Source organism: Streptomyces sp. NPDC088730, from assembly GCF_044751215.1.
Lineage (GTDB): Bacteria > Actinomycetota > Actinomycetes > Streptomycetales > Streptomycetaceae > Streptomyces.
On record NZ_JBIVLK010000011.1, the window covers coordinates 203,662 to 220,426 of the forward strand.

At 70.3% G+C, this 16,765-nt stretch carries 17 protein-coding genes; 1 reads left to right on the top strand and 16 read right to left on the bottom strand.

The window, feature by feature from the left end:
* Nucleotides 1–7: 7 nt before the first annotated feature.
* Nucleotides 8–1,126: an ABC transporter permease gene (locus tag ACIP89_RS28135; protein ID WP_402117392.1), complete on the bottom strand. Its 1,119-nt coding sequence runs from the start codon at nt 1,124–1,126 to the stop codon at nt 8–10.
* Nucleotides 1,123–2,133: a non-homologous end-joining DNA ligase gene (gene ligD / locus ACIP89_RS28140; RefSeq protein ID WP_402117428.1), complete on the bottom strand. Its 1,011-nt coding sequence runs from the start codon at nt 2,131–2,133 to the stop codon at nt 1,123–1,125. Before ligD ends, ACIP89_RS28135 begins: the two co-directional genes overlap by 4 nt.
* 97 nt (nt 2,134–2,230) lie before the next feature.
* Here ligD and ACIP89_RS28145 point away from each other — a divergent pair, with 97 nt between their 5' ends.
* Nucleotides 2,231–3,298 carry an ATP-dependent DNA ligase gene (locus ACIP89_RS28145; protein WP_402117394.1) on the top strand — a complete coding sequence of 356 codons (1,068 nt, stop codon included), beginning with the start codon at nt 2,231–2,233 and terminating at the stop codon, nt 3,296–3,298.
* Between the two features lie 15 nt (nt 3,299–3,313).
* Here ACIP89_RS28145 and ACIP89_RS28150 read toward each other — a convergent pair whose 3' ends face one another.
* From ACIP89_RS28150 to ACIP89_RS28215, 14 genes are all read right to left on the bottom strand, one after another.
* Nucleotides 3,314–4,552 carry a hypothetical protein gene (locus ACIP89_RS28150; RefSeq protein WP_401927615.1) on the bottom strand — a complete coding sequence of 413 codons (1,239 nt, stop codon included), beginning with the start codon at nt 4,550–4,552 and terminating at the stop codon, nt 3,314–3,316.
* A gap of 22 nt (nt 4,553–4,574) precedes the next feature.
* A complete protein-coding gene (locus tag ACIP89_RS28155; protein WP_402117395.1) occupies nt 4,575–5,321 on the bottom strand; it encodes a hypothetical protein in 747 nt (248 codons plus the stop codon).
* A 39-nt stretch (nt 5,322–5,360) separates the two neighbouring features.
* Nucleotides 5,361–5,891, bottom strand: coding sequence for a hypothetical protein (locus tag ACIP89_RS28160; protein WP_401925428.1), 531 nt, complete (start codon nt 5,889–5,891; stop codon nt 5,361–5,363).
* A 70-nt stretch (nt 5,892–5,961) separates the two neighbouring features.
* Nucleotides 5,962–6,690, bottom strand: coding sequence for a hypothetical protein (locus ACIP89_RS28165; RefSeq protein WP_402117397.1), 729 nt, complete (start codon nt 6,688–6,690; stop codon nt 5,962–5,964).
* A complete protein-coding gene (locus ACIP89_RS28170) occupies nt 6,687–7,208 on the bottom strand; it encodes a hypothetical protein (protein WP_402117399.1) in 522 nt (173 codons plus the stop codon). The genes ACIP89_RS28165 and ACIP89_RS28170 overlap by 4 nt, the downstream gene beginning before the upstream one ends.
* Entirely contained in the window at nt 7,205–8,470 is a 1,266-nt protein-coding gene (locus ACIP89_RS28175; RefSeq protein WP_401925432.1) for an MCE family protein, read from the bottom strand. The genes ACIP89_RS28170 and ACIP89_RS28175 overlap by 4 nt, the downstream gene beginning before the upstream one ends.
* Nucleotides 8,467–9,630 carry an MCE family protein gene (locus ACIP89_RS28180; RefSeq protein ID WP_402117400.1) on the bottom strand — a complete coding sequence of 388 codons (1,164 nt, stop codon included), beginning with the start codon at nt 9,628–9,630 and terminating at the stop codon, nt 8,467–8,469. Before ACIP89_RS28180 ends, ACIP89_RS28175 begins: the two co-directional genes overlap by 4 nt.
* Nucleotides 9,627–10,742, bottom strand: coding sequence for an MCE family protein (locus tag ACIP89_RS28185; RefSeq protein WP_402117402.1), 1,116 nt, complete (start codon nt 10,740–10,742; stop codon nt 9,627–9,629). The genes ACIP89_RS28180 and ACIP89_RS28185 overlap by 4 nt, the downstream gene beginning before the upstream one ends.
* Before the next feature lies 1 nt (nt 10,743).
* On the bottom strand, nt 10,744–11,763 hold the full coding sequence (locus ACIP89_RS28190; RefSeq protein WP_401925440.1) for an MCE family protein: 1,020 nt from the start codon (nt 11,761–11,763) through the stop codon (nt 10,744–10,746).
* Entirely contained in the window at nt 11,760–12,791 is a 1,032-nt protein-coding gene (locus ACIP89_RS28195) for an MCE family protein (RefSeq protein WP_401925441.1), read from the bottom strand. The genes ACIP89_RS28190 and ACIP89_RS28195 overlap by 4 nt, the downstream gene beginning before the upstream one ends.
* On the bottom strand, nt 12,788–14,101 hold the full coding sequence (locus tag ACIP89_RS28200; protein ID WP_402117404.1) for an MCE family protein: 1,314 nt from the start codon (nt 14,099–14,101) through the stop codon (nt 12,788–12,790). The genes ACIP89_RS28195 and ACIP89_RS28200 overlap by 4 nt, the downstream gene beginning before the upstream one ends.
* A complete protein-coding gene (locus tag ACIP89_RS28205; protein WP_401925446.1) occupies nt 14,101–14,904 on the bottom strand; it encodes an MlaE family ABC transporter permease in 804 nt (267 codons plus the stop codon). The genes ACIP89_RS28200 and ACIP89_RS28205 overlap by 1 nt, the downstream gene beginning before the upstream one ends.
* Before the next feature lie 3 nt (nt 14,905–14,907).
* Nucleotides 14,908–15,765: an MlaE family ABC transporter permease gene (locus tag ACIP89_RS28210; protein ID WP_401925448.1), complete on the bottom strand. Its 858-nt coding sequence runs from the start codon at nt 15,763–15,765 to the stop codon at nt 14,908–14,910.
* A complete protein-coding gene (locus ACIP89_RS28215; RefSeq protein WP_401925450.1) occupies nt 15,762–16,757 on the bottom strand; it encodes an ABC transporter ATP-binding protein in 996 nt (331 codons plus the stop codon). The genes ACIP89_RS28210 and ACIP89_RS28215 overlap by 4 nt, the downstream gene beginning before the upstream one ends.
* Nucleotides 16,758–16,765: the final 8 nt, after the last annotated feature.

Consider the following 16,765-nt stretch of genomic DNA (forward strand, 5'->3'; position numbering starts at 1 on the left):
GAGCGATTCAGGTGGCCGCGGCCGCATGCTGAGGCATGTGGTCGCGGCCTCCTGGGTGCCGGTGGCGCCATACCCAGAAGACCGTGCAGGAGCCCAGGGCCCAGGCCGCGAGCACCAGGAACGGGAAGAGCCGCTGGTGCCCCTGGTAGTAGACGGCGGTGTGCTGGGCGTTGACCGAGGCGCCCGGCGGCAGCCAGCGCCCGATGTGACCGAGCAGTGAGGGCAGCAGCGGCCAGGACACGGCTCCGCCGGAGGACGGGTTCCCCAGAATCACCATCAGGCCCCAGGTCGGGAGCATGGCCCAGCGCCCCATCATGGTGTTGAACATGGTGAAGACCATGCCGGAGGTGAACATCGTGAACGCCAGGATCGCCCAGGACTCGGCGAAGGGCAGATGGACGGCGCCCAGCAGCCAGTCCACCACCGCGGCGATGGAGAAGGCGCCGAGCATCGAGTAGGCGACGGTGAACGCGATCCGTTCCAGCGGGATCAGGCCCCTGGCGTGCACGCTCAGCTGGATGGAGCCGACGAAGCCGACGATCACGGCCGCGAGCGAGATGTAGAAGAGCGCGAGCCCGCGCGGGTCGCCCTTCTGGAGCGGTTTGACGTCCGTGACGGAGACGGGCACTTCGAGCTTGTCCCCCACCTTCACCGCGGACTCCGCGAGCAGCTGGGCGACGGCCGCGCCCGAGGCGCCGGCCACGTCGAGGGCCACCCCCGCTCTGCCGGGCCGCACGATCGCGAAGACCTGCTGTTCCTCCAGGGCCTCGCGCGCCTCGGCGGCGGTGTCGTACCGGTGGACGTCGAGGGAGGCGTCGAGCGCCTCGTCCATCGCGGTGACGAACGCCTTGCCGCGGGCCGTCTCCTGGAGGCTGACCACGGCGGCCGGGATCCGGTGCGGGGTCGGATTGGCCATCGCGTAGGTGTAGGAACCGGCGAAGAGCCCGGCGGCGGCCGCGAGGATGAGGAGGAGGACGGTCGCCGGGAAGTAGGGCGACTCCTTGTACGTCGTCCACTTCTGGCCCCGGGTCAGCGGCCGGCCGTGCGCTCCGTGCGGCGGCCTCGTCTCCGGCCCGGTCGGCCCGGGGACGGATTCCGGCGGGCTCGGCTCGTCGGGCGTGCTCATGCGTCACCGGCCCCGTCGTGCCGGGCGCGGCTCGGCTGGACCCGCTTGGGTTCGCCGGGCATCTTGGGGTACTCCGGCGGGTAAGGCATGTCGCCGAGCCCGCGCTCCCTCTCGTCGCGCTCCGCGAGCTCCAGCAGCCGGTCGAGCCGGAAGGCGTGCTCGTCCATGTCCGCGTGCACGTCACCCGCTTCCGCGTACCGGACCGGCATGGTCCGGATGTCGAAGTCGCGCGGCTCCGCGTCGTCGATCTCCTCCCAGCGCAGCGGCGCCGAGACCGGGGCGTGCGGGCGGGGGCGGACGGAGTAGGCGGAGGCGATCGTGCGGTCCCGGGCGGTCTGGTTGAAGTCGACGAAGATCCGCTCGCCGCGCTCCTCCTTCCACCAGGCGGTGGTGACCCGCTCCGGCATCCGGCGCTCCAGCTCGCGGCCGGCCGCGATGGTCGCCCGCCGGACCTCGGTGAACGTCCAGCGGGGCTCGATCGGGACGAAGACGTGGATGCCCCGGCCGCCGGAGGTCTTGGGCCAGCCGCGCAGCCCGTGGTCGTCCAGTACGGAGCGCAGCTCGTGGGCGGCCCGCACCGCGTCGGCGTAACCGGTGCCCGGCTGGGGGTCGAGGTCGATGCGCATCTCGTCGGGGTGGTCGGTGTCGGCGCCACGGACCGGCCAGGGGTGGAAGGTGAGCGTCCCGAGGTTGGCGGCCCAGATGACGGCGGCCACCTCCGTGGGGCAGATCTCGTCGGCCGGGCGGCCGCTGGGGAAGGCGATGCGGGCCGTGGGAATCCATTCGGGGAGGTTCTTCGGGGCCCGCTTCTGGTAGAAGAACTCGCCCTCGACCCCGTCCACGAAGCGCTGGAGGGTGGTCGGCCGGTCGCGCAGGGCGCGGGTGATGCCCGGCCCCACGGCCAGGAAGTACTCGGCCACGTCCCTCTTGGTGTAACCCTTCTCCGGGAAGTAGACCTTGTCCGGACTGGACAGCCGGACGGGCCGTCCGCCCGCGTCCAGCTCCACCGCTTTGACCGCTGCTGCCATGTCGGCCACGGTAGGCCGGACGCACATATGCCGCATATCGGGAGACTCCAGCCGCTGGACGGTCCACAATCGGTCCATGGACCTGCCGGTGATGCCGCCCGTGAAGCCGATGCTCGCCAAGTCCGTCTCCCGGATCCCGCCGGGGATGAGTTACGAGGCCAAATGGGACGGCTTCCGGGCGATCGTGCACCGGGACGGCGACGAGGTGGTGATCGGCAGCCGCACCGGGAAGCCGCTCACCCGCTACTTCCCCGAGCTGGTCACGGCGGTCCGGGACAACCTGCCGGAGCGCTGTGTGATCGACGGCGAGATCGTGATCGCGTACGGGGGCCGGCTCGACTTCGAGCGGCTCAGCGAGCGCATCCACCCCGCGGACTCCCGGGTGCGGCTGCTGGCCGAGCAGACCCCGGCCTCGCTGGTCGCCTTCGACATCCTCGCGGTGGGCGACGACTCGCTGCTGGGTACGCGGCAGGCTGACCGGAGAAGGGTGCTGGAGGCCGCGCTGTCCGCCGCCTCCGCCCCCGTCCACCTCGCCCCGGCGACCACCGATCCGGCCGTCGCCCAGGAGTGGTTCGAACGGTACGAGGGGGCGGGTCTCGACGGGATCGTCGCCAAACCGCTCGACCTGCCCTACCGGCCGGACACCCGGGTGATGTACAAGATCAAGCACGAGCGGACCGCCGACTGCGTGGTGGCGGGCTACCGCCACCACAAGAGCGGCCCGGTCGTCGGATCCCTGCTGCTCGGTCTGTACGACGGGGCGGGCGCCCTCCAGCACGTGGGGGTGTGCGCGGCCTTCCCGATGAAGCGCCGCGCGGAGCTCGTCGCGGAACTGGAGCCCCTGGTCACCGATTTCGCCGGCCATCCCTGGGGGGCCTGGCAGGACGCGGAGGCGCACGAGCACGCCCGGCTGCCCGGCACCCCGAGCCGGTGGTCCGGGAAGAAGGACCAGTCGTGGGTGCCGGTGCGCCCGGAGCGGGTCTGCGAGGTGGCGTACGACCACATGGAGGGTGACCGGTTCCGGCACACGGCCCAGTTCCGCCGGTGGCGGCCGGACCGCGCCCCCGGCAGCTGCACGTACGAGCAGCTGGAAGAGGTGGTGCGGTACGACCTCGCCTCGGTGCTGTCTGCCGGTGGCGGCTGAACGGACCGCCGGGGCTCAGTCTCCGACGGGCGGCGCGGTGGGCGTGGTGCAGGGCCCGGGGGTCGTGCTCGGGTCGGCGGACGGCGACTCGGTGGCCCCGGCCGTGTCGGCGGGGTCCGGCGACGGGGCGCCCGTCGTACAGCCCGGAGCGGGCTCCGTGGTGCTCGGGTCGGGGTCCGGACTGGTGGACGGGTCGGGGCTGGTGCCGGGGTCCGGGGTGGCGGACCCGCTGTCGGTCGGATCGGGCGAGGAGCCCGGGCCGGTGGAGCCGCCGGGGTCCGGGGAGCCGGAATCGCCGGGCGAGGGGTCCGGGGACGCCGATGGCGACGGGGTCTTCGTGCGGCCCGGCTGGGGGCCGACCTCGATGCCCCCGTGGTCGCCGTCCTTCTGGCTGCCGGGGCCGCCCACGGGATGCCGGGGCTCGTTCGGGCTCCCGGCGCCGGGGCTCTTCGGCACGGGGCCCTTGCCGTCGGCTACCGGATGGGTGCCCTTGCGGTAGAACTCCAGCCACGACAGCACGGTGCGCAGATAGGTGTCCGAGTGGTTGTAGCTCAGGATCGCCGCGTCGAGACCGGACCGTGCCGTCAGATCACGCGATCCGGCGCAGAGGTAGGCCCCCGCCGCCAGGGCCGCGTCGTAGATGTTGCCCGGGTCGCGGCGCCCGTCGCCGTTCCCGTCCCGCTTCCAGTGCGCCCAGGTCGAGGGGATGAACTGCATCGGGCCGACCGCCCGGTCGAAGGTCTTGTCCCCGTCGTACGCCCCGCCGTCGGTGTCCGGGATATGGGCGAAGCCCGCGCCGTTGAGCACCGGTCCGAGGATCGGGGAGAGCGTCGTGCCATGGGCGTCGACCCTGCCGCCGCCCGCGTGTCCGGACTCGACCTTTCCGATGGCGGCCAGCAACTGCCACGGCAGCCCGCAGCCGGGATCGCCGCGTCGCATTGCGGCCTCCGCCTTGCGGTAGGCGTCGAGCACGGTGGCCGGAATCCCCGCCTGGGCCCACGAGGCGACGACGGCCGGGCTCCGCTGCACGCCCGGTTCCGGAGGCTCGGGGCTCTTCAGCGGCGGCAGTTCGGTGTGGTACGAGTCGTCGTTGGGGACCTCCGACCATCTGACCTCGTCGGACTCCTGGCGCTGCTTCGGCGTCTCCTCGTGCGCCACGAGCCCCGGCCCCTGGGAGGCGGTGAGCGCTGCCATCGCGGCGACGGCGGCTGCGGTGCCGCCGAGTCCGCGGCGCATGGTGCCGTTGAACCTCATGCGTGCTCTCCTCTCCCCCGGGTCACCGGGAGAACGTGTCGATGGCCGATATCCGCCAGCTGCCGCCCCGGCGGACCGCGTCCACCGCGAACATGGCCGCGGCGTAGGTCGTCTGCTCCGACTTGCCGGTACGGGTGTTGCTCTGGTCGGCGAAGATCAGCAGCCGGGCCCGGTCGCCGTCGAGCAGCTCCACACCGCTCTCGGTGACCGTCGTGGTGAGGACGAGTTTCTGCTTGGGCGCCTGGGCCCGTACCTCCGCGAGCATGTCCTTGTGCTGCTGGACCGCCTTGCCCACCAGATAGGTCTTCACCGCGGTGTCGGCCTTGGCAGGCGAGGCGTAGTTGTACGAGAACACCGCGCCCACCGCCTCGGTGATCTGCCCCTTCACCTCACTGGTGCGGCCGATGTCGGTGAGGGCGGTGTTCCGCCGGCCGGGTTCGTCGCGCAGGGCGCCCGCGGAGGTGAACGACCAGGCGGCGAAGGAACCGAGCAGCACGGTCAGGACGCACAGCACGGCGGGCAGCGAGACCCGCAGCCGCACCGGACCCACGGACCGGGGCGTCTCCGCCTTCTCCTTCGCCTTCTCCTTCGCTTCCTCCTCCCCCGGTTCGCCCGCCGGTTCGCCCTCGGACCGGGAGTCGGACTCGGTGTCCGGCCCGGCGGGCTCGGGCGCGGTGGTGGTCGTGGCGGCGGTGGTGGCGGTGCGTTCCGCCGCGGCGACGGTGGCCAGGCGGCGCTGCCGGTTGACGAGGTGACGGGTCGTCGACATGTCCGGGGTCCTCTCGGTGCGGGGTGGGAGTCGGTGGCGTCAGCCGGCGGTGTTGCCGACGGGCGCCTGACCGAGGGCGCTGAGCTTCCACCCCTCGGAGGTACGGGTGAGCTGCCCGAGCATCCGGCTCTCCTTCACCGCGGGCTTTCCCTTCGGCGCGGTCACGGTCACCCGCAGCGCCACCATGACCCCGGCCCGGCCCGCCCGGTCGTCGAGCTCGGTGACGGCACCGGACAGCACCTTGGCTGTGCTGACGGTCTTCGCCTCCTTGATCTGCTTCACGAACGCGTCCCGCCCGTCCACGAGTTGCTGGTGGAGGTCGCCCGTGGTGGAGTCCTCCCAGCTGTCGAGCCCCTGGACGAGCTTCTGGTGGTCGAGCGTGTTCATGTTCTGCACGGCCTGCTCGCCCGCGGCCAGCGCGTCGTCGCGGGTCCGCGCGTACGCCGCCGAGTCGTCGTGCGATGCCTGATACCGGGACACCCCGCCCCAGCCCGCCGCGCCCGCCGCCGCGACCGTCAGCACGATCGCCGCCGCCACCAGCGGATTGCCCGTCATCCGTACCCGTGCCATTGCTGCCTCTCCCTGCCGGCCCTGTGCTGTGCTGTGCTGTGCTGGTGCTGTTCGGTTCCGTACCGCTGCGCTATCTGGAGGTGATCTCGACGATGGTCCAGCGTCCGTCCCGCAGTTGGGCGGTGACGGAGAGCTGCGCCGCCGCCGTGCTGGCGGTCCTGCCCCGGCGTTCGTAGACCTGGTCGAGGAAGACGAGCAGATGGGCGCTGTCGTCGGTCAGCCGGGTCACCCCGGCCCGTACGACGTGGGTGGTGAGGGTGAGCTTCTGATCGGCGGCCTGCTTCTCCACCTGGCCGAACAGCGCCGCGTACTGCTGGAGCGCCTTGCCCGCCAGCAGCTGCTTCGCGGACTCCTTGGTGACGGCGGTGGCCGAGGGGCTGTAGGAGAAGACCTTGCCCAGCGCGTTGGTGACGTCCCCCGCGACCCGGCTCGTCGCCTCGCTGTCGGTGAGCGCCGCATTGGAGGTGGCGGGCGTGTCGCGCAGCTGGCGGCCCATGACGAAGAGCCCGCCTCCGACGACGAGCAGCGCCGCGACCAGGGTCCAGACCACGAAGCGCAGCCTGCGGTGGCCCGCGCCGGGCGGCGCCTCGTCCGGTACTGCCTCGTCCGGCACGGCCCCGTCCGGTACTGCCTTCCCCGCCGCGGTCTTCTTCGCCGCGGGTTCGTCCGCTGTGGGGTCCTCCGTGGTGGGTTCGACCGTCGTGGGTTCGCCCGTCGTGGTGTCTTCCGCGGCCGGTTCCCCGGTGGTGAGGTTCTCCGTTCCGGTGGTCACGGCCGTCGCCCCGCCCTGTCGCCTCATGTGCCGCTCCCGACCGGTATCGCCGTCAGTGCCTTGACCTTCCAGCCGTCCGGTGTCCGGGCGAGGGTGGCCTCGAAACGCTTGCGTTCCGTGCCGCCCTTTCCGGTGCGCGGAGTCACCTGGACATCGACCGTCGCGATCATCTGTGCCGTTCCGGTCCGTTCGTCGAGCGCGGTGAGCGCCGCGTCGGTGACCTTGCCGCGCGCCGTCGAACCGGACTTGGTCAGCTCGCTCGCGTCCTTGGCACGGGTGCGCTTCAGCTGGTCGCGCAGGGGGCCGGTCGATGACCCGAGCCAGCCGGCCAGTCCGGCGTCCACACTCTTGGCGTCCTTGCCGTCCAGGCTGTTGAGCCGGGCGAGGTGCGCCTTCCCCTCGGCCAGCGCGGTGTCCCGGCTCTTGGCGTAGGCCAGGTCGTCGTCACCGCGCGCCTGGGCGTAGGACCAGCCGCCGAGTGCGCAGACGAGTACGGCGGCGAGCAGCGCGGCCCAGCCGATCGAGTTCCTCGTACGTGCGGTCATGAGCCGTCTCCCTGTCCGAGGCCCAGCAGTCCGGCCATGCCGTCGGCGGCCGGAGCGGTGTCGGGGGCGACACCGAGTGCCCCGGGCAGCCGGTCCGCCTTCTTGCCGGCGCCCAGGAGCATCGAGCCGGGCTTGGCCGGCGGGGGCAGGGCCCCGCCCTTCGGCGCGTTCGCGCTGCCCCGGACGTTGATGCCCGTCCCGGGCGAAGAGGCGCAGCGGGCCTTGGTGTTGAGCGCGGGGCCGGCCGTGACGTCGAGTCCGTTGCGGTAGGTCGTACCGCCGTAGCCGGAGGTGCAGGGCAGCGGTTCGAAGAAGGTGACGGACATGCCGAACCTGGCCCCGTCCTCGTCGACGGCGCTGGAGCCCACGGCCGCCACCTCCGGGAGCCTCACCAGCAGTTCCTCCAGTCCGCGCTGCCGGGTGACGGCCACGTCCGAGGTGGTGAGGAGGTTGGCGACCACGACTCCGAAGCTCGGGTCGAGGTCCCGCAGCAGTCCGCTGATCTGGCCGGTGGCGTCGGGGGCGACGGCGATCAGCTTGCGCAGATCGGTGTCGGATCCCTTGAGCTCCGCGGCCAGTTCCTCGGCTCCGGACGCGAAGCCCTTCAGCGCGTCGCCCTGTTCGGCCTGGGTGCGCAGCACGGTCTCTCCGTCGATCATCAGCCGGGTGTTGACGGGCAGCGCGTCGTCGGCCGCCTGGACGAAGTCGCTACTGGTGTCCAGCAGGACCTGGAGGTCGTCGCCGCGCCCCTCGAAAGCGGTGCCGAATTCGTCGACGACCGTGCGCAGGGACTCCAGGTCGACGGAGCCGGCGAGGTCGTTGACGCTGGTGAGCACGTCGGTGACGGGGGCCGGGACCGTGGTGTCGGCCTGGTCGATCACGGAGCCGTTCGCCAGGTACGGGCCTTCGGAGCGGGTCGGCCGCAGGTCGACGTACTGCTCGCCCACCGAGGAGAGGTTGGCGACGACGGCCTTCAGGGCGTCCGGGATGCGCGGGGCGTCCTTCTCGATGCGGAGTTCGGCCTCCACTCCGTCGTCGGTGAGCTCGATCGGTCCGACCCGGCCCACGGACACGCCCCGGTAGGTGACGTTGGAGTGGGTGAACAGGCCGCCGGTCCGCGGGAGCTGGACCTTGACGGTGTAGTAGTCGCGCATGCCGACGTAGTGGCCGAGGTCCGCGTAGCGCACCCCGAGGTAGCCGAGGACGAGCACCGCGATGATCAGGAAGGCGATGTTCTTGAGCCGGATGGCCAGGGTGATCATCGGTTGCTCCCCTTCGTGGCCGGGCCCGTCACCGAGGGAAGGGGCAGCGGCAGTGCCGCGTCGGACTTCTGGGTGGTGGCGCCCTGGACGGCCGGGGGTGTGGCGCCGCCGGCCGGGATGATCGGCGGAATGATCTGGGTGCCGGGCAGTGCGGTGACGTCCAGGTAGACGTTGAGGTAGTCGCCCTTGACGCCGCGCAGCACCTCGTCGGTGAACGGGTAGGTGAGCAGCACCTGGAGGGAGTCGGGCAGGTCCTGGCCGGAGTCCGCGAGTGCCTGGAGGGTGGGAGCGAGGGCCTTGAGGTCCGCGACGATGTCGGCCTTGCTCCTGTTCACGGTGTCGACGGCGACGGTGGAGAGGGTGTCGAGCGAGTGCAGCATCGTCATGAGCGAGCCGCGCTGCTTCTCCAGGACCTTCATGCCGGGGCTGAGCTTGGTGAGGACCGTGCCGACGTCCTGTTTGCGGGTGGCGAGGGTGGCGGACAGCCGGTTGACGCCGTCGAGGGCCTCGGTGATGTCCGCCCGGTGGTCGTCCAGGTTGGTGACGAGGGTGTTGACCCGCTTGAGCATGGAGCGGACCTGGGGTTCCTGTCCGGCCAGTGCCTTGTTGAGCTCGGTGGTGATGGTCTTGAGCTGGTTGATGCCGCCGCCGTTGAGGAGCATCGAGAGGGCGCCGAACACCTCCTCGACCTCCGGGTTCCGGTTGGTCCGGGTGAGCGGGATGCGGTCCCCGTCCGCGAGGGCGCCCTTGGCGGTGCCGGCCGCGGGGGGTGAGAGCTGGATGTACTTCTCACCGAGCAGGCTGGACTGTTCCAGGTGCGCGTACGCGTTCGCGGGGAGTCTGATCCCCCCGTTGACCCGCATGGTCACCTTGGCGTTCCAGCTGCCGGAGGCGAGCGAGATCTTGGTGACCCGGCCGACGGCCACGTCGTTGACCTTCACGGAGGACTGCGGGGCAAGGCTGAGCACGTCCCCGAACTCGGCGGTGATCTCGTACGGGTGGTCGCCGAGGTCCGCGCCGCCGGGCAGCGGCACCTGGTCGATGCCGGTGAACGTCGGCAGGTCGACCGTGGTGGCGATCAGGGCCAGGCCGACGCCCACCGCCAGCACGGCGGCGACGCCGGTCGCGCGGGCGCCGGCCCGGCGCGGGAAGCGGCTCATCGCTTCGCCCCCTTCTTCTGCGTGGCGGACTTCTCCGGGGTGCCGTAGACGGTGCCCACCGCGGGCAGCGGCAGCGAGGGCAGCGCCTTCCGGCGGGCGGTGTCCACCGGCGTGAGTCCGCTCAGTCCGGCGGATTCGTCGGTGAGCGGTCCGCCCATGGAGAGTTCGTTGAGGTTGGTGCGTCCGTTGATGGTGCGGTTCAACGGGTCGTAGGCCTTGATCACGTTGTCCGCGGCGAGCGGCAGGGTGTCCATCGACTCGGCCAGCGAGGCCCGCTGGTCCACCAGGGTCTGGGTGATCGGTACCAGGGCGTCCACGTTCGCCTTCAGGACGCCGCGGTTGTCCTTGATGAAGGTCTTGACCTGGCCCAGGGCGGTGCCGAGTTCCTTCAGGGCCGCGCTGAGGTTCTCCTTGTCGTCGGCCAGGAATCCGGTGACCGAGTTGAGCTGTTGCTCCGCCTTGCGGACGTTGCCGTCGTTGTCCTTCAGCATGGTGGTGAAGGTCTGCAGGTAGGACAGGGTGTCGAAGAGGTTTCCGCTGCTCTTGTCGAGGGTCTTCGTCGCCTTGCCGAACTGCTCGATGGAGTTCCCGATCGCCTTCCCGTTGCCGTCGAGGTTCTTCGCTCCGGTGTCCAGCAGTCTGGCCAGTGCGCCGTCGGAGTTGGCTCCGTCGGGGCCGAGCGCGGTGGAGAGTTCCGTGATGGAGGCGTACAGCTGGTCGACCTCGACCGGGGTGGCGTTGTGCGACGCGGGCAGTTCGGCCTCGTCCGCCAGCAGCGGTCCCCCGTGGTAGGCGGGGGCGAGCTGGATGTACCGGTCGGCCACCAGGCTGGGGGCCACGACGACGGCGTGGGCGTCCTTGGGCACCTTGACGCCCTTGTCGACGCGGAGCCTCACCTCGACCTCCTCGCCCTTGGGCCGCACGGACTCGACCGTGCCGACCTTCACCCCGAGGATCCGCAGGTCCGATCCGGCGTACACGCCGGTGGCCTGGTCGAAGTAGGCGGTGACCGTCGTCTTGCCCTCGTCGTCCATGGCCATCACCCCCGAGGTGGCGGCGACGGCCACGACGGCGAGTCCGGCGCCGATGCCGACGATGCGCGTGATTCTCATGTCAGCGGCCGCCTTGCTGCTTGGGTGGCATGCATCCGGTGGCCGGGGGCGTGCCGGCGGGGAGGTAGTCCCTGGGCACGACTCCGCAGACGTAGTTGTCGAGCCAGCGGCCGTTCCCGAGGGTGTTGCCGACGAGCCGGTTGTAGGAGCCCGTCAGGGACAGCACCTTGTCGAGGCTCTTGCGGTTCTTCACCAGGACGGCGGTGACCCTGCCGAGCGACTCCAGGGTGGGCTTGAGCTGCTTGTTGTTGTCCGCGACCAGCCCGGTGAGCTGGCTGCCGAGGTTCTGGGTGCCGGTGAGCAGCAGATGGATGGAGTCGCGGCGGGCCTGGATCTCGCCGAGGAGCAGGTTGCCGTCCTCCAGCAGGGTCTCGAAGCTGCTCTTCTTGTGGGCGAGGGTCTTCGTCAGCTGCTTGCTGCCCTTGAGGAGGGTGGCCAGCTGGGCGTCGCGCTGGGAGACCGTTCTGGAGAGTGCGGAGAGCCCGTCGGCGGCGCTCTTCACGTCGGGCGGTGAGTCCTTGAAGGTGGCGGAGATCGTCTCGAAGCTCTTGGCGAGCTGCTTGGTGTCGATCTCCCCGATGGTCTCGCCGAGTCCGTTGAACGCCTGGGTGACGTCGTACGGGGAGGTGGTGCGGCTCGCCGTAATGCGCCGGTCCGGGTCCTGGGGGCCGGTGCCGAGCGGATCGACGGCGAGGTACTTGTCGCCCAGCAGGGTCTTGATGGCGATGCCCACCGTGGAGGAGTTGCCGATCCAGGCGTCCTTGACCCGGAAGCTGACCTTGACCTTGGCGCCGTCGAGCGAGACGCCGGTGACCTCTCCGACCTTGACGCCGGCGATCCGTACCTCGTCGCCGGAGCCGAGTCCGGCGGATTCGGTGAAGTCGGCGGTGTAGGTGGTGCCGCCGCCGATGAAGGGCAGCGAGTCGGCGCGGTAGGCGCCGAAGCCGATCAGGGCAAGGACGAGCAGTCCGGCGATGCCGATGGCGACGGGGTTGCGTTCCCGCAGGGGTTTGATTCTCATGCCAGGCACCTCGGCTGGGTGATCGCGATGCCGGTGGGCGGCGTGCTGCCGTCCTCTGTCGTCACACCGCTGACCTTGGCTTCGCAGAGGTAGAGGTTGAGCCAGGAACCGTAGGAGGCGAGCCGGCTGATCGCCTCCATCTTGGCGGGGGTCTTCTGGAGGAAGTTCTCGATCTGCGGAGTCCCCTTGCCCAACTGGTCCGAAAGCCGCCCGAGTTGCTTGATGTCGTCCTTGAGGGGCTTCCGGCCGTCCTGGAGCAGCCCTGCGGTGACGGTGGTCAGCGCGCCCATCGCGGTGACCGCCTGCCCGAGGGGTTTGCGGTCGCCGGAGAAGCCGGTGACGAGCTTCTGGAGCGTGTCGACGAGGTCGTTGAAGCCGGCCTCCCGGTCGTTCACGGTCTTCAGGACCGTGTTGAGGTTCTTGATCACCTCACCGATCACCTTGTCCTTGGCCGCGACCGTGGAGGTCAGTGAGCCGACGTGCTGGAGGATGCTGTCGACGGTGCCGCCCTCGCCCTGGAGCACCTGGACGATGGAGCCGGCCAGCTGGTTGACGTCGGGCGGGGAGAGTCCTTCGAAGAGCGGCTGGAAGCCGTTGAAGAGCTGGGTGAGGTCGAGGGCCGGTGTGGTGCGCGAGAGCGGGATCGTCGCTCCGGCCTGAAAGTTGCGGCCGACCGGTCCGGCGCCCCGGTCGAGGTCGATGTAGCGCTGGCCGACCATGTTGAGGTACTTGATCGAGGCGGTCACGGAGGCGGGGAGGCTGCGCCCCTTGCGGACGGCGAAGCCGACCTCGGCGACCCGCCTGTCCGCCACCTTGATCGACTCGACCTGCCCGACCTTCACCCCGGCGATCCGCACGCTGTCACCGACGATCAGCCCGGTGGCGTCGGTGAACCTCGCCTTGTACGAGGTGGTGTCACCGACCCCGGTGTTGGCGATGGACAGCCCCAGGACGGTGGTGGCCAGAACGGTCACCAGGATGAAGACGATCGATTTCGCGAGCGGTCCCGCGAGGGAGCGGCGCTTCACTTGAGCTTCACCTCCGCGCCGCGGAAGGCCGGGCCGATGAGCACGCTGCTCCAGTCGGGCAGGCTCTGCGGCTGGACTTTCAGTGAGGGAGCGACCAGCTCGTTGACGAGCCGGCTCTCCTGCGGGGAGTTGGGCATGCCGAGGGAGGTGTCCGTCGCCTTCGGGCCGGTGCCGGACGGCGGGTCCGCGGCCGGCTTGTCGCCGGGGGCCTGGGACGCCGCGGCCCGTCCGGCCGCCGTCGGCTCCGTCGTACCGACGTACGGCACGGAGTAGCAGTGCGGTCCGCCGGTCGCGTCGTAGACCGGGGTGTCCTTGCCGGCCACGTACTTCCCCTTGGACTTCACGGACTTGAGGGTGACGTGGAGACCGGGCTGTCCGGTGCCCTTGCCGAGCGCCTTGTCCATCGCCGGGACGAATCCGGCCACGGTCCGCAGGGTGCAGGGGAACTCGTCGGAGTACTTCGCGAGGAGTTGAAGCGTCGGCCGGCCGGTGGCGGAGAGCCGGATCAGGTTGTCCTTGTTCTCCTGGAGGAACGTCGTGAGGTCCTGCGCGGAGGCGTTGGTGGAACCGTAGAGGTCCGCGAGCTGCGCCTGCTGGTCCGCGAGTGTCCCGCTGGTGGTGGTGAAGTCGGTGAGCGCGTCCAGGACATCGGGGGCGGCGTCCCCGTACACCCTGCTCACCTTGACGAGTTCCCTGATGTCGGCGTTGAGCGTGGGGAGTTGCGGGTTGAACTTCGCCAGGTGCGCGTCGAGCCTGACGAGGGTGTCGCCGAGCTTCTCGCCGCGTCCCCTGAGCGCCTGGGAGACCGCGTTGAGGGTGGCGGAGAGCTTCTCCGGCTGGACGGCGGTCAGCAGCGGCAGGACGTTGTCGAGGACCTCTTCCAGCTCGATGGCGTTGCTGGAGCGGTCCTGCGGGATGACGGCCCCGGCCCGCAGCGTGTCCGCGGAGGGTACGGGGGGCGGTACGAGGGCCACGAACCGTTCCCCGAACAGGGTGGTGGGCAGCATCTGGGCGGTGACGTCGGCGGGGATCCGGTCGAGCTTGCCGGGCTCGATGGCCAGGGTGAGGCGGGCGCCCTCGCCGTCGGCGGAGATGTCGCGGACCTGCCCGATGACGACTCCGCGCAGCTTCACATCGGCGTTGTCGTGCATCTCGTTGCCGACGCTTCCGGTGCGTACCGTCACGGTCGCGTCGTCGGTGAAGTCCTTGTTGTACACCGCTATCGACACCCAGATGAGCACGACGGGCACGAGCAGGAGGGCCACTCCGGCGAGTCTGCGGCGGGTGTTCCGCGTGGTCCGGTTGTTCATCAGCCGGCCACCTTCACCGTCGTCGTGGCGCCCCAGATGGCGAGCGAGAGGAAGAAGTCGGTGACGCTGATCAGCACGATCGCGTTGCGCACGGAGCGGCCCACCGCCACCCCCACCCCGGCGGGTCCGCCGGTGGCGTGGAAGCCGTAGTAGCAGTGCGCGAGGATCACCATCACGCTGAAGATCAGCACTTTGAGCACCGACAGCAGTACGTCCTGCGGGGAGAGGAAGAGGTTGAAGTAGTGGTCGTAGGTGCCGGCCGACTGCCCGTTGAACAGGACGGTGACGTAGCGGGAGGAGACGTAGGAGGAGAGCAGCCCGATCGCGTACAGCGGGATGATGGCGACGACCCCGGCGATGATGCGGGTGGTGACGAGGTAGGGCATGGACCGCACGCCCATCGCCTCCAGGCCGTCGATCTCCTCGTTGATCCGCATGGCGCCGAGCTGGGCGGTGAAGCCCGCTCCCACGGTCGCGGAGAGCGCGAGCCCGGCGACGAGCGGGGCGATCTCCCGGGTGTTGAAGTAGGCGGAGATGAAGCCGGTGAACGCGGCGGTGCCGATCTGGTTGAGCGCCGCGTACCCCTGGAGGCCGACGACCGTGCCGGTGGCCAGCGTCATCGCGATCATCACGCCGATGGTGCCGCCGACGACGCCGAGGCCGCCGCTGCCGAAGGCGACTTCGGCCAGCAGCCGCTGCACCTCCTTGAGGTAGCGCCGCAGGGTCCTGGGTATCCAGACCAGTGCCCGTACGTAGAAGGTGAGTTGGTCGCCGGACCGGTCGAGCCAGCTGAGCATCGACATCGGTCAGCTCCCCTTCGCGGGGACGATCTGGAGGTAGATCGCCGTGAGGATCATGTTCACGAAGAACAGCAGCATGAAGGTGATGACGACGGACTGGTTGACCGCGTCCCCGACCCCCTTCGGCCCGCCGCGCGGGTTGAGGCCGCGGTAGGCGGCGACGATGCCCGCGATGAAGCCGAAGATCAGGGCCTTGATCTCGCTGATGTACAGGTCGGGCAGCTGGGCCAGGGCGGAGAAGCTGGACAGGTAGGCGCCGGGGGTGCCGTGCTGGAGGATCACGTTGAAGAAGTAGCCGCCGAGGGTGCCGACGACGGAGACCAGTCCGTTCAGCAGCACGGCCACCAGCATCGTCGCCAGTACCCGGGGGACGACGAGGCGCTGTACGGGCGAGACGCCCATGACCTCCATCGCGTCGAGCTCCTCGCGGATCTTGCGTGATCCGAGGTCGGCGCAGATCGCGGACCCGGCGGCCCCGGAGACCAGCAGCGCGACGATGATCGGGCTGGCCTGCTGGATGACGGCGAGGACGCTGGCGCCACCGGTGAACGACTGGGCGCCGAGCTGCTGGGTGAGGGAGCCGACCTGGAGGGCGATGACCGCGCCGAACGGGATGGAGACGAGGGCGGCGGGCAGGATCGTGACGCTGGCGACGAACCAGAACTGCTCGATGAACTCCCGCACCTGGAAGGGCCGGCGGAAGGTCTCGCGGCACACGGTCCCGGCGAGGGTGAAGAGCCTGCCCGTCTCGCGCAGCGGCGCGAACAGCCGGGTCGGGCGTCTCTGCTCCGGCGCCTTCTCCGGCACCCGGTCCATGGGCGGCCCGGTGGGCTCGGGGGGCCGCACCGGCATGGGGGCGGTCACGGGCGTCCACCGCCCGCCGCCGGGCTGTAGCTGTTCAGGATGGCCGTACGGGCGGCCTCCGGCAGCTGGCCCATCATCGACATGACCCGCTCCCGGCGGCGCAGCGCGCCCTGCCGTACGGGCAGGCCCGGCGAGGGCTCCAGCTGCGGGACCACGGTGCGGGGGGCGTTGGCCGAGCTGATGCCCTGCCCGTAGCCGTTGACCTCCTCGGCGGCGAGCGTGGCGGCGTCCTTCTCCTCCGACATGCCGATGGGCCCCTCGCGGCGGCCGGAGAGGAACTGGGAGACGACGGGCAGGTCGCTGGTCAGCAGTACCTCGCGCGGTCCGAAGGTGACCAGGTTGCGGCAGAACAGCATGCCCATGTTGTCCGGGACGGTGGCCGCGATGTCGAGGTTGTGGGTGACGATCAGCATCGTCGCGTCGATCTGCGCGTTGAGGTCGATGAGCAGCTGCGAGATGTAGGCGGTGCGGACCGGGTCGAGCCCGGAGTCCGGCTCGTCGCACAGGATGATCTGCGGGTCCAGCACCAGGGCGCGGGCCAGCCCCGCCCGCTTGCGCATACCGCCGGATATCTCGCCGGGCAGTTTGTCCTCGGCGCCGAGCAGTCCGACGATGTCGATCCGCTCCATGACGATCCGGCGGATTTCCGATTCCTTTTTGCGGGTGTGCTCACGCAGCGGAAAGGCGATGTTGTCGAAGAGGGACATCGATCCGAAGAGCGCACCGTCCTGGAACATGAGACCGAACAGCTTCCGGGTCTCCATGATCTTCCGCTCGGGGCTGTTCACCATGTCGACGCCATTGATGAGCACGCGCCCCTGCTCGGGCTTGAGCAGCCCGATGAGCGATTTCAGGAAGACGGTCTTTCCGGTACCGGAAGGACCGAGCATCACACTCACTTCGCCGGCGGGCAGGGTGAGGCTGACGTCCTGCCAGATGTTCTGCTTTCCGAAGGATTTCGTTAGGCCTTCAACGACTACTTCGATTCCCATCGGCCCTC

What these genes read in the sequence shown, in the direction of transcription:
- ACIP89_RS28190 (WP_401925440.1), bottom strand. Translation starts at nt 11,763, where the DNA reads ATGAGAATCAAACCCCTGCGGGAACGCAACCCCGTCGCCATCGGCATC.
- ACIP89_RS28175 (WP_401925432.1), bottom strand. Translation starts at nt 8,470, where the DNA reads ATGATCACCCTGGCCATCCGGCTCAAGAACATCGCCTTCCTGATCATC.
- ACIP89_RS28145 (WP_402117394.1), top strand. Translation starts at nt 2,231, where the DNA reads ATGGACCTGCCGGTGATGCCGCCCGTGAAGCCGATGCTCGCCAAGTCC.
- ACIP89_RS28185 (WP_402117402.1), bottom strand. Translation starts at nt 10,742, where the DNA reads ATGAGAATCACGCGCATCGTCGGCATCGGCGCCGGACTCGCCGTCGTG.
- ACIP89_RS28135 (WP_402117392.1), bottom strand. Translation starts at nt 1,126, where the DNA reads ATGAGCACGCCCGACGAGCCGAGCCCGCCGGAATCCGTCCCCGGGCCG.
- ACIP89_RS28215 (WP_401925450.1), bottom strand. Translation starts at nt 16,757, where the DNA reads ATGGGAATCGAAGTAGTCGTTGAAGGCCTAACGAAATCCTTCGGAAAG.
- ACIP89_RS28180 (WP_402117400.1), bottom strand. Translation starts at nt 9,630, where the DNA reads ATGAGCCGCTTCCCGCGCCGGGCCGGCGCCCGCGCGACCGGCGTCGCC.
- ACIP89_RS28205 (WP_401925446.1), bottom strand. Translation starts at nt 14,904, where the DNA reads ATGTCGATGCTCAGCTGGCTCGACCGGTCCGGCGACCAACTCACCTTC.
- ACIP89_RS28165 (WP_402117397.1), bottom strand. Translation starts at nt 6,690, where the DNA reads ATGAGGCGACAGGGCGGGGCGACGGCCGTGACCACCGGAACGGAGAAC.
- ACIP89_RS28200 (WP_402117404.1), bottom strand. Translation starts at nt 14,101, where the DNA reads ATGAACAACCGGACCACGCGGAACACCCGCCGCAGACTCGCCGGAGTG.
- ACIP89_RS28160 (WP_401925428.1), bottom strand. Translation starts at nt 5,891, where the DNA reads ATGGCACGGGTACGGATGACGGGCAATCCGCTGGTGGCGGCGGCGATC.
- ACIP89_RS28155 (WP_402117395.1), bottom strand. Translation starts at nt 5,321, where the DNA reads ATGTCGACGACCCGTCACCTCGTCAACCGGCAGCGCCGCCTGGCCACC.
- ACIP89_RS28170 (WP_402117399.1), bottom strand. Translation starts at nt 7,208, where the DNA reads ATGACCGCACGTACGAGGAACTCGATCGGCTGGGCCGCGCTGCTCGCC.
- ACIP89_RS28150 (WP_401927615.1), bottom strand. Translation starts at nt 4,552, where the DNA reads ATGAGGTTCAACGGCACCATGCGCCGCGGACTCGGCGGCACCGCAGCC.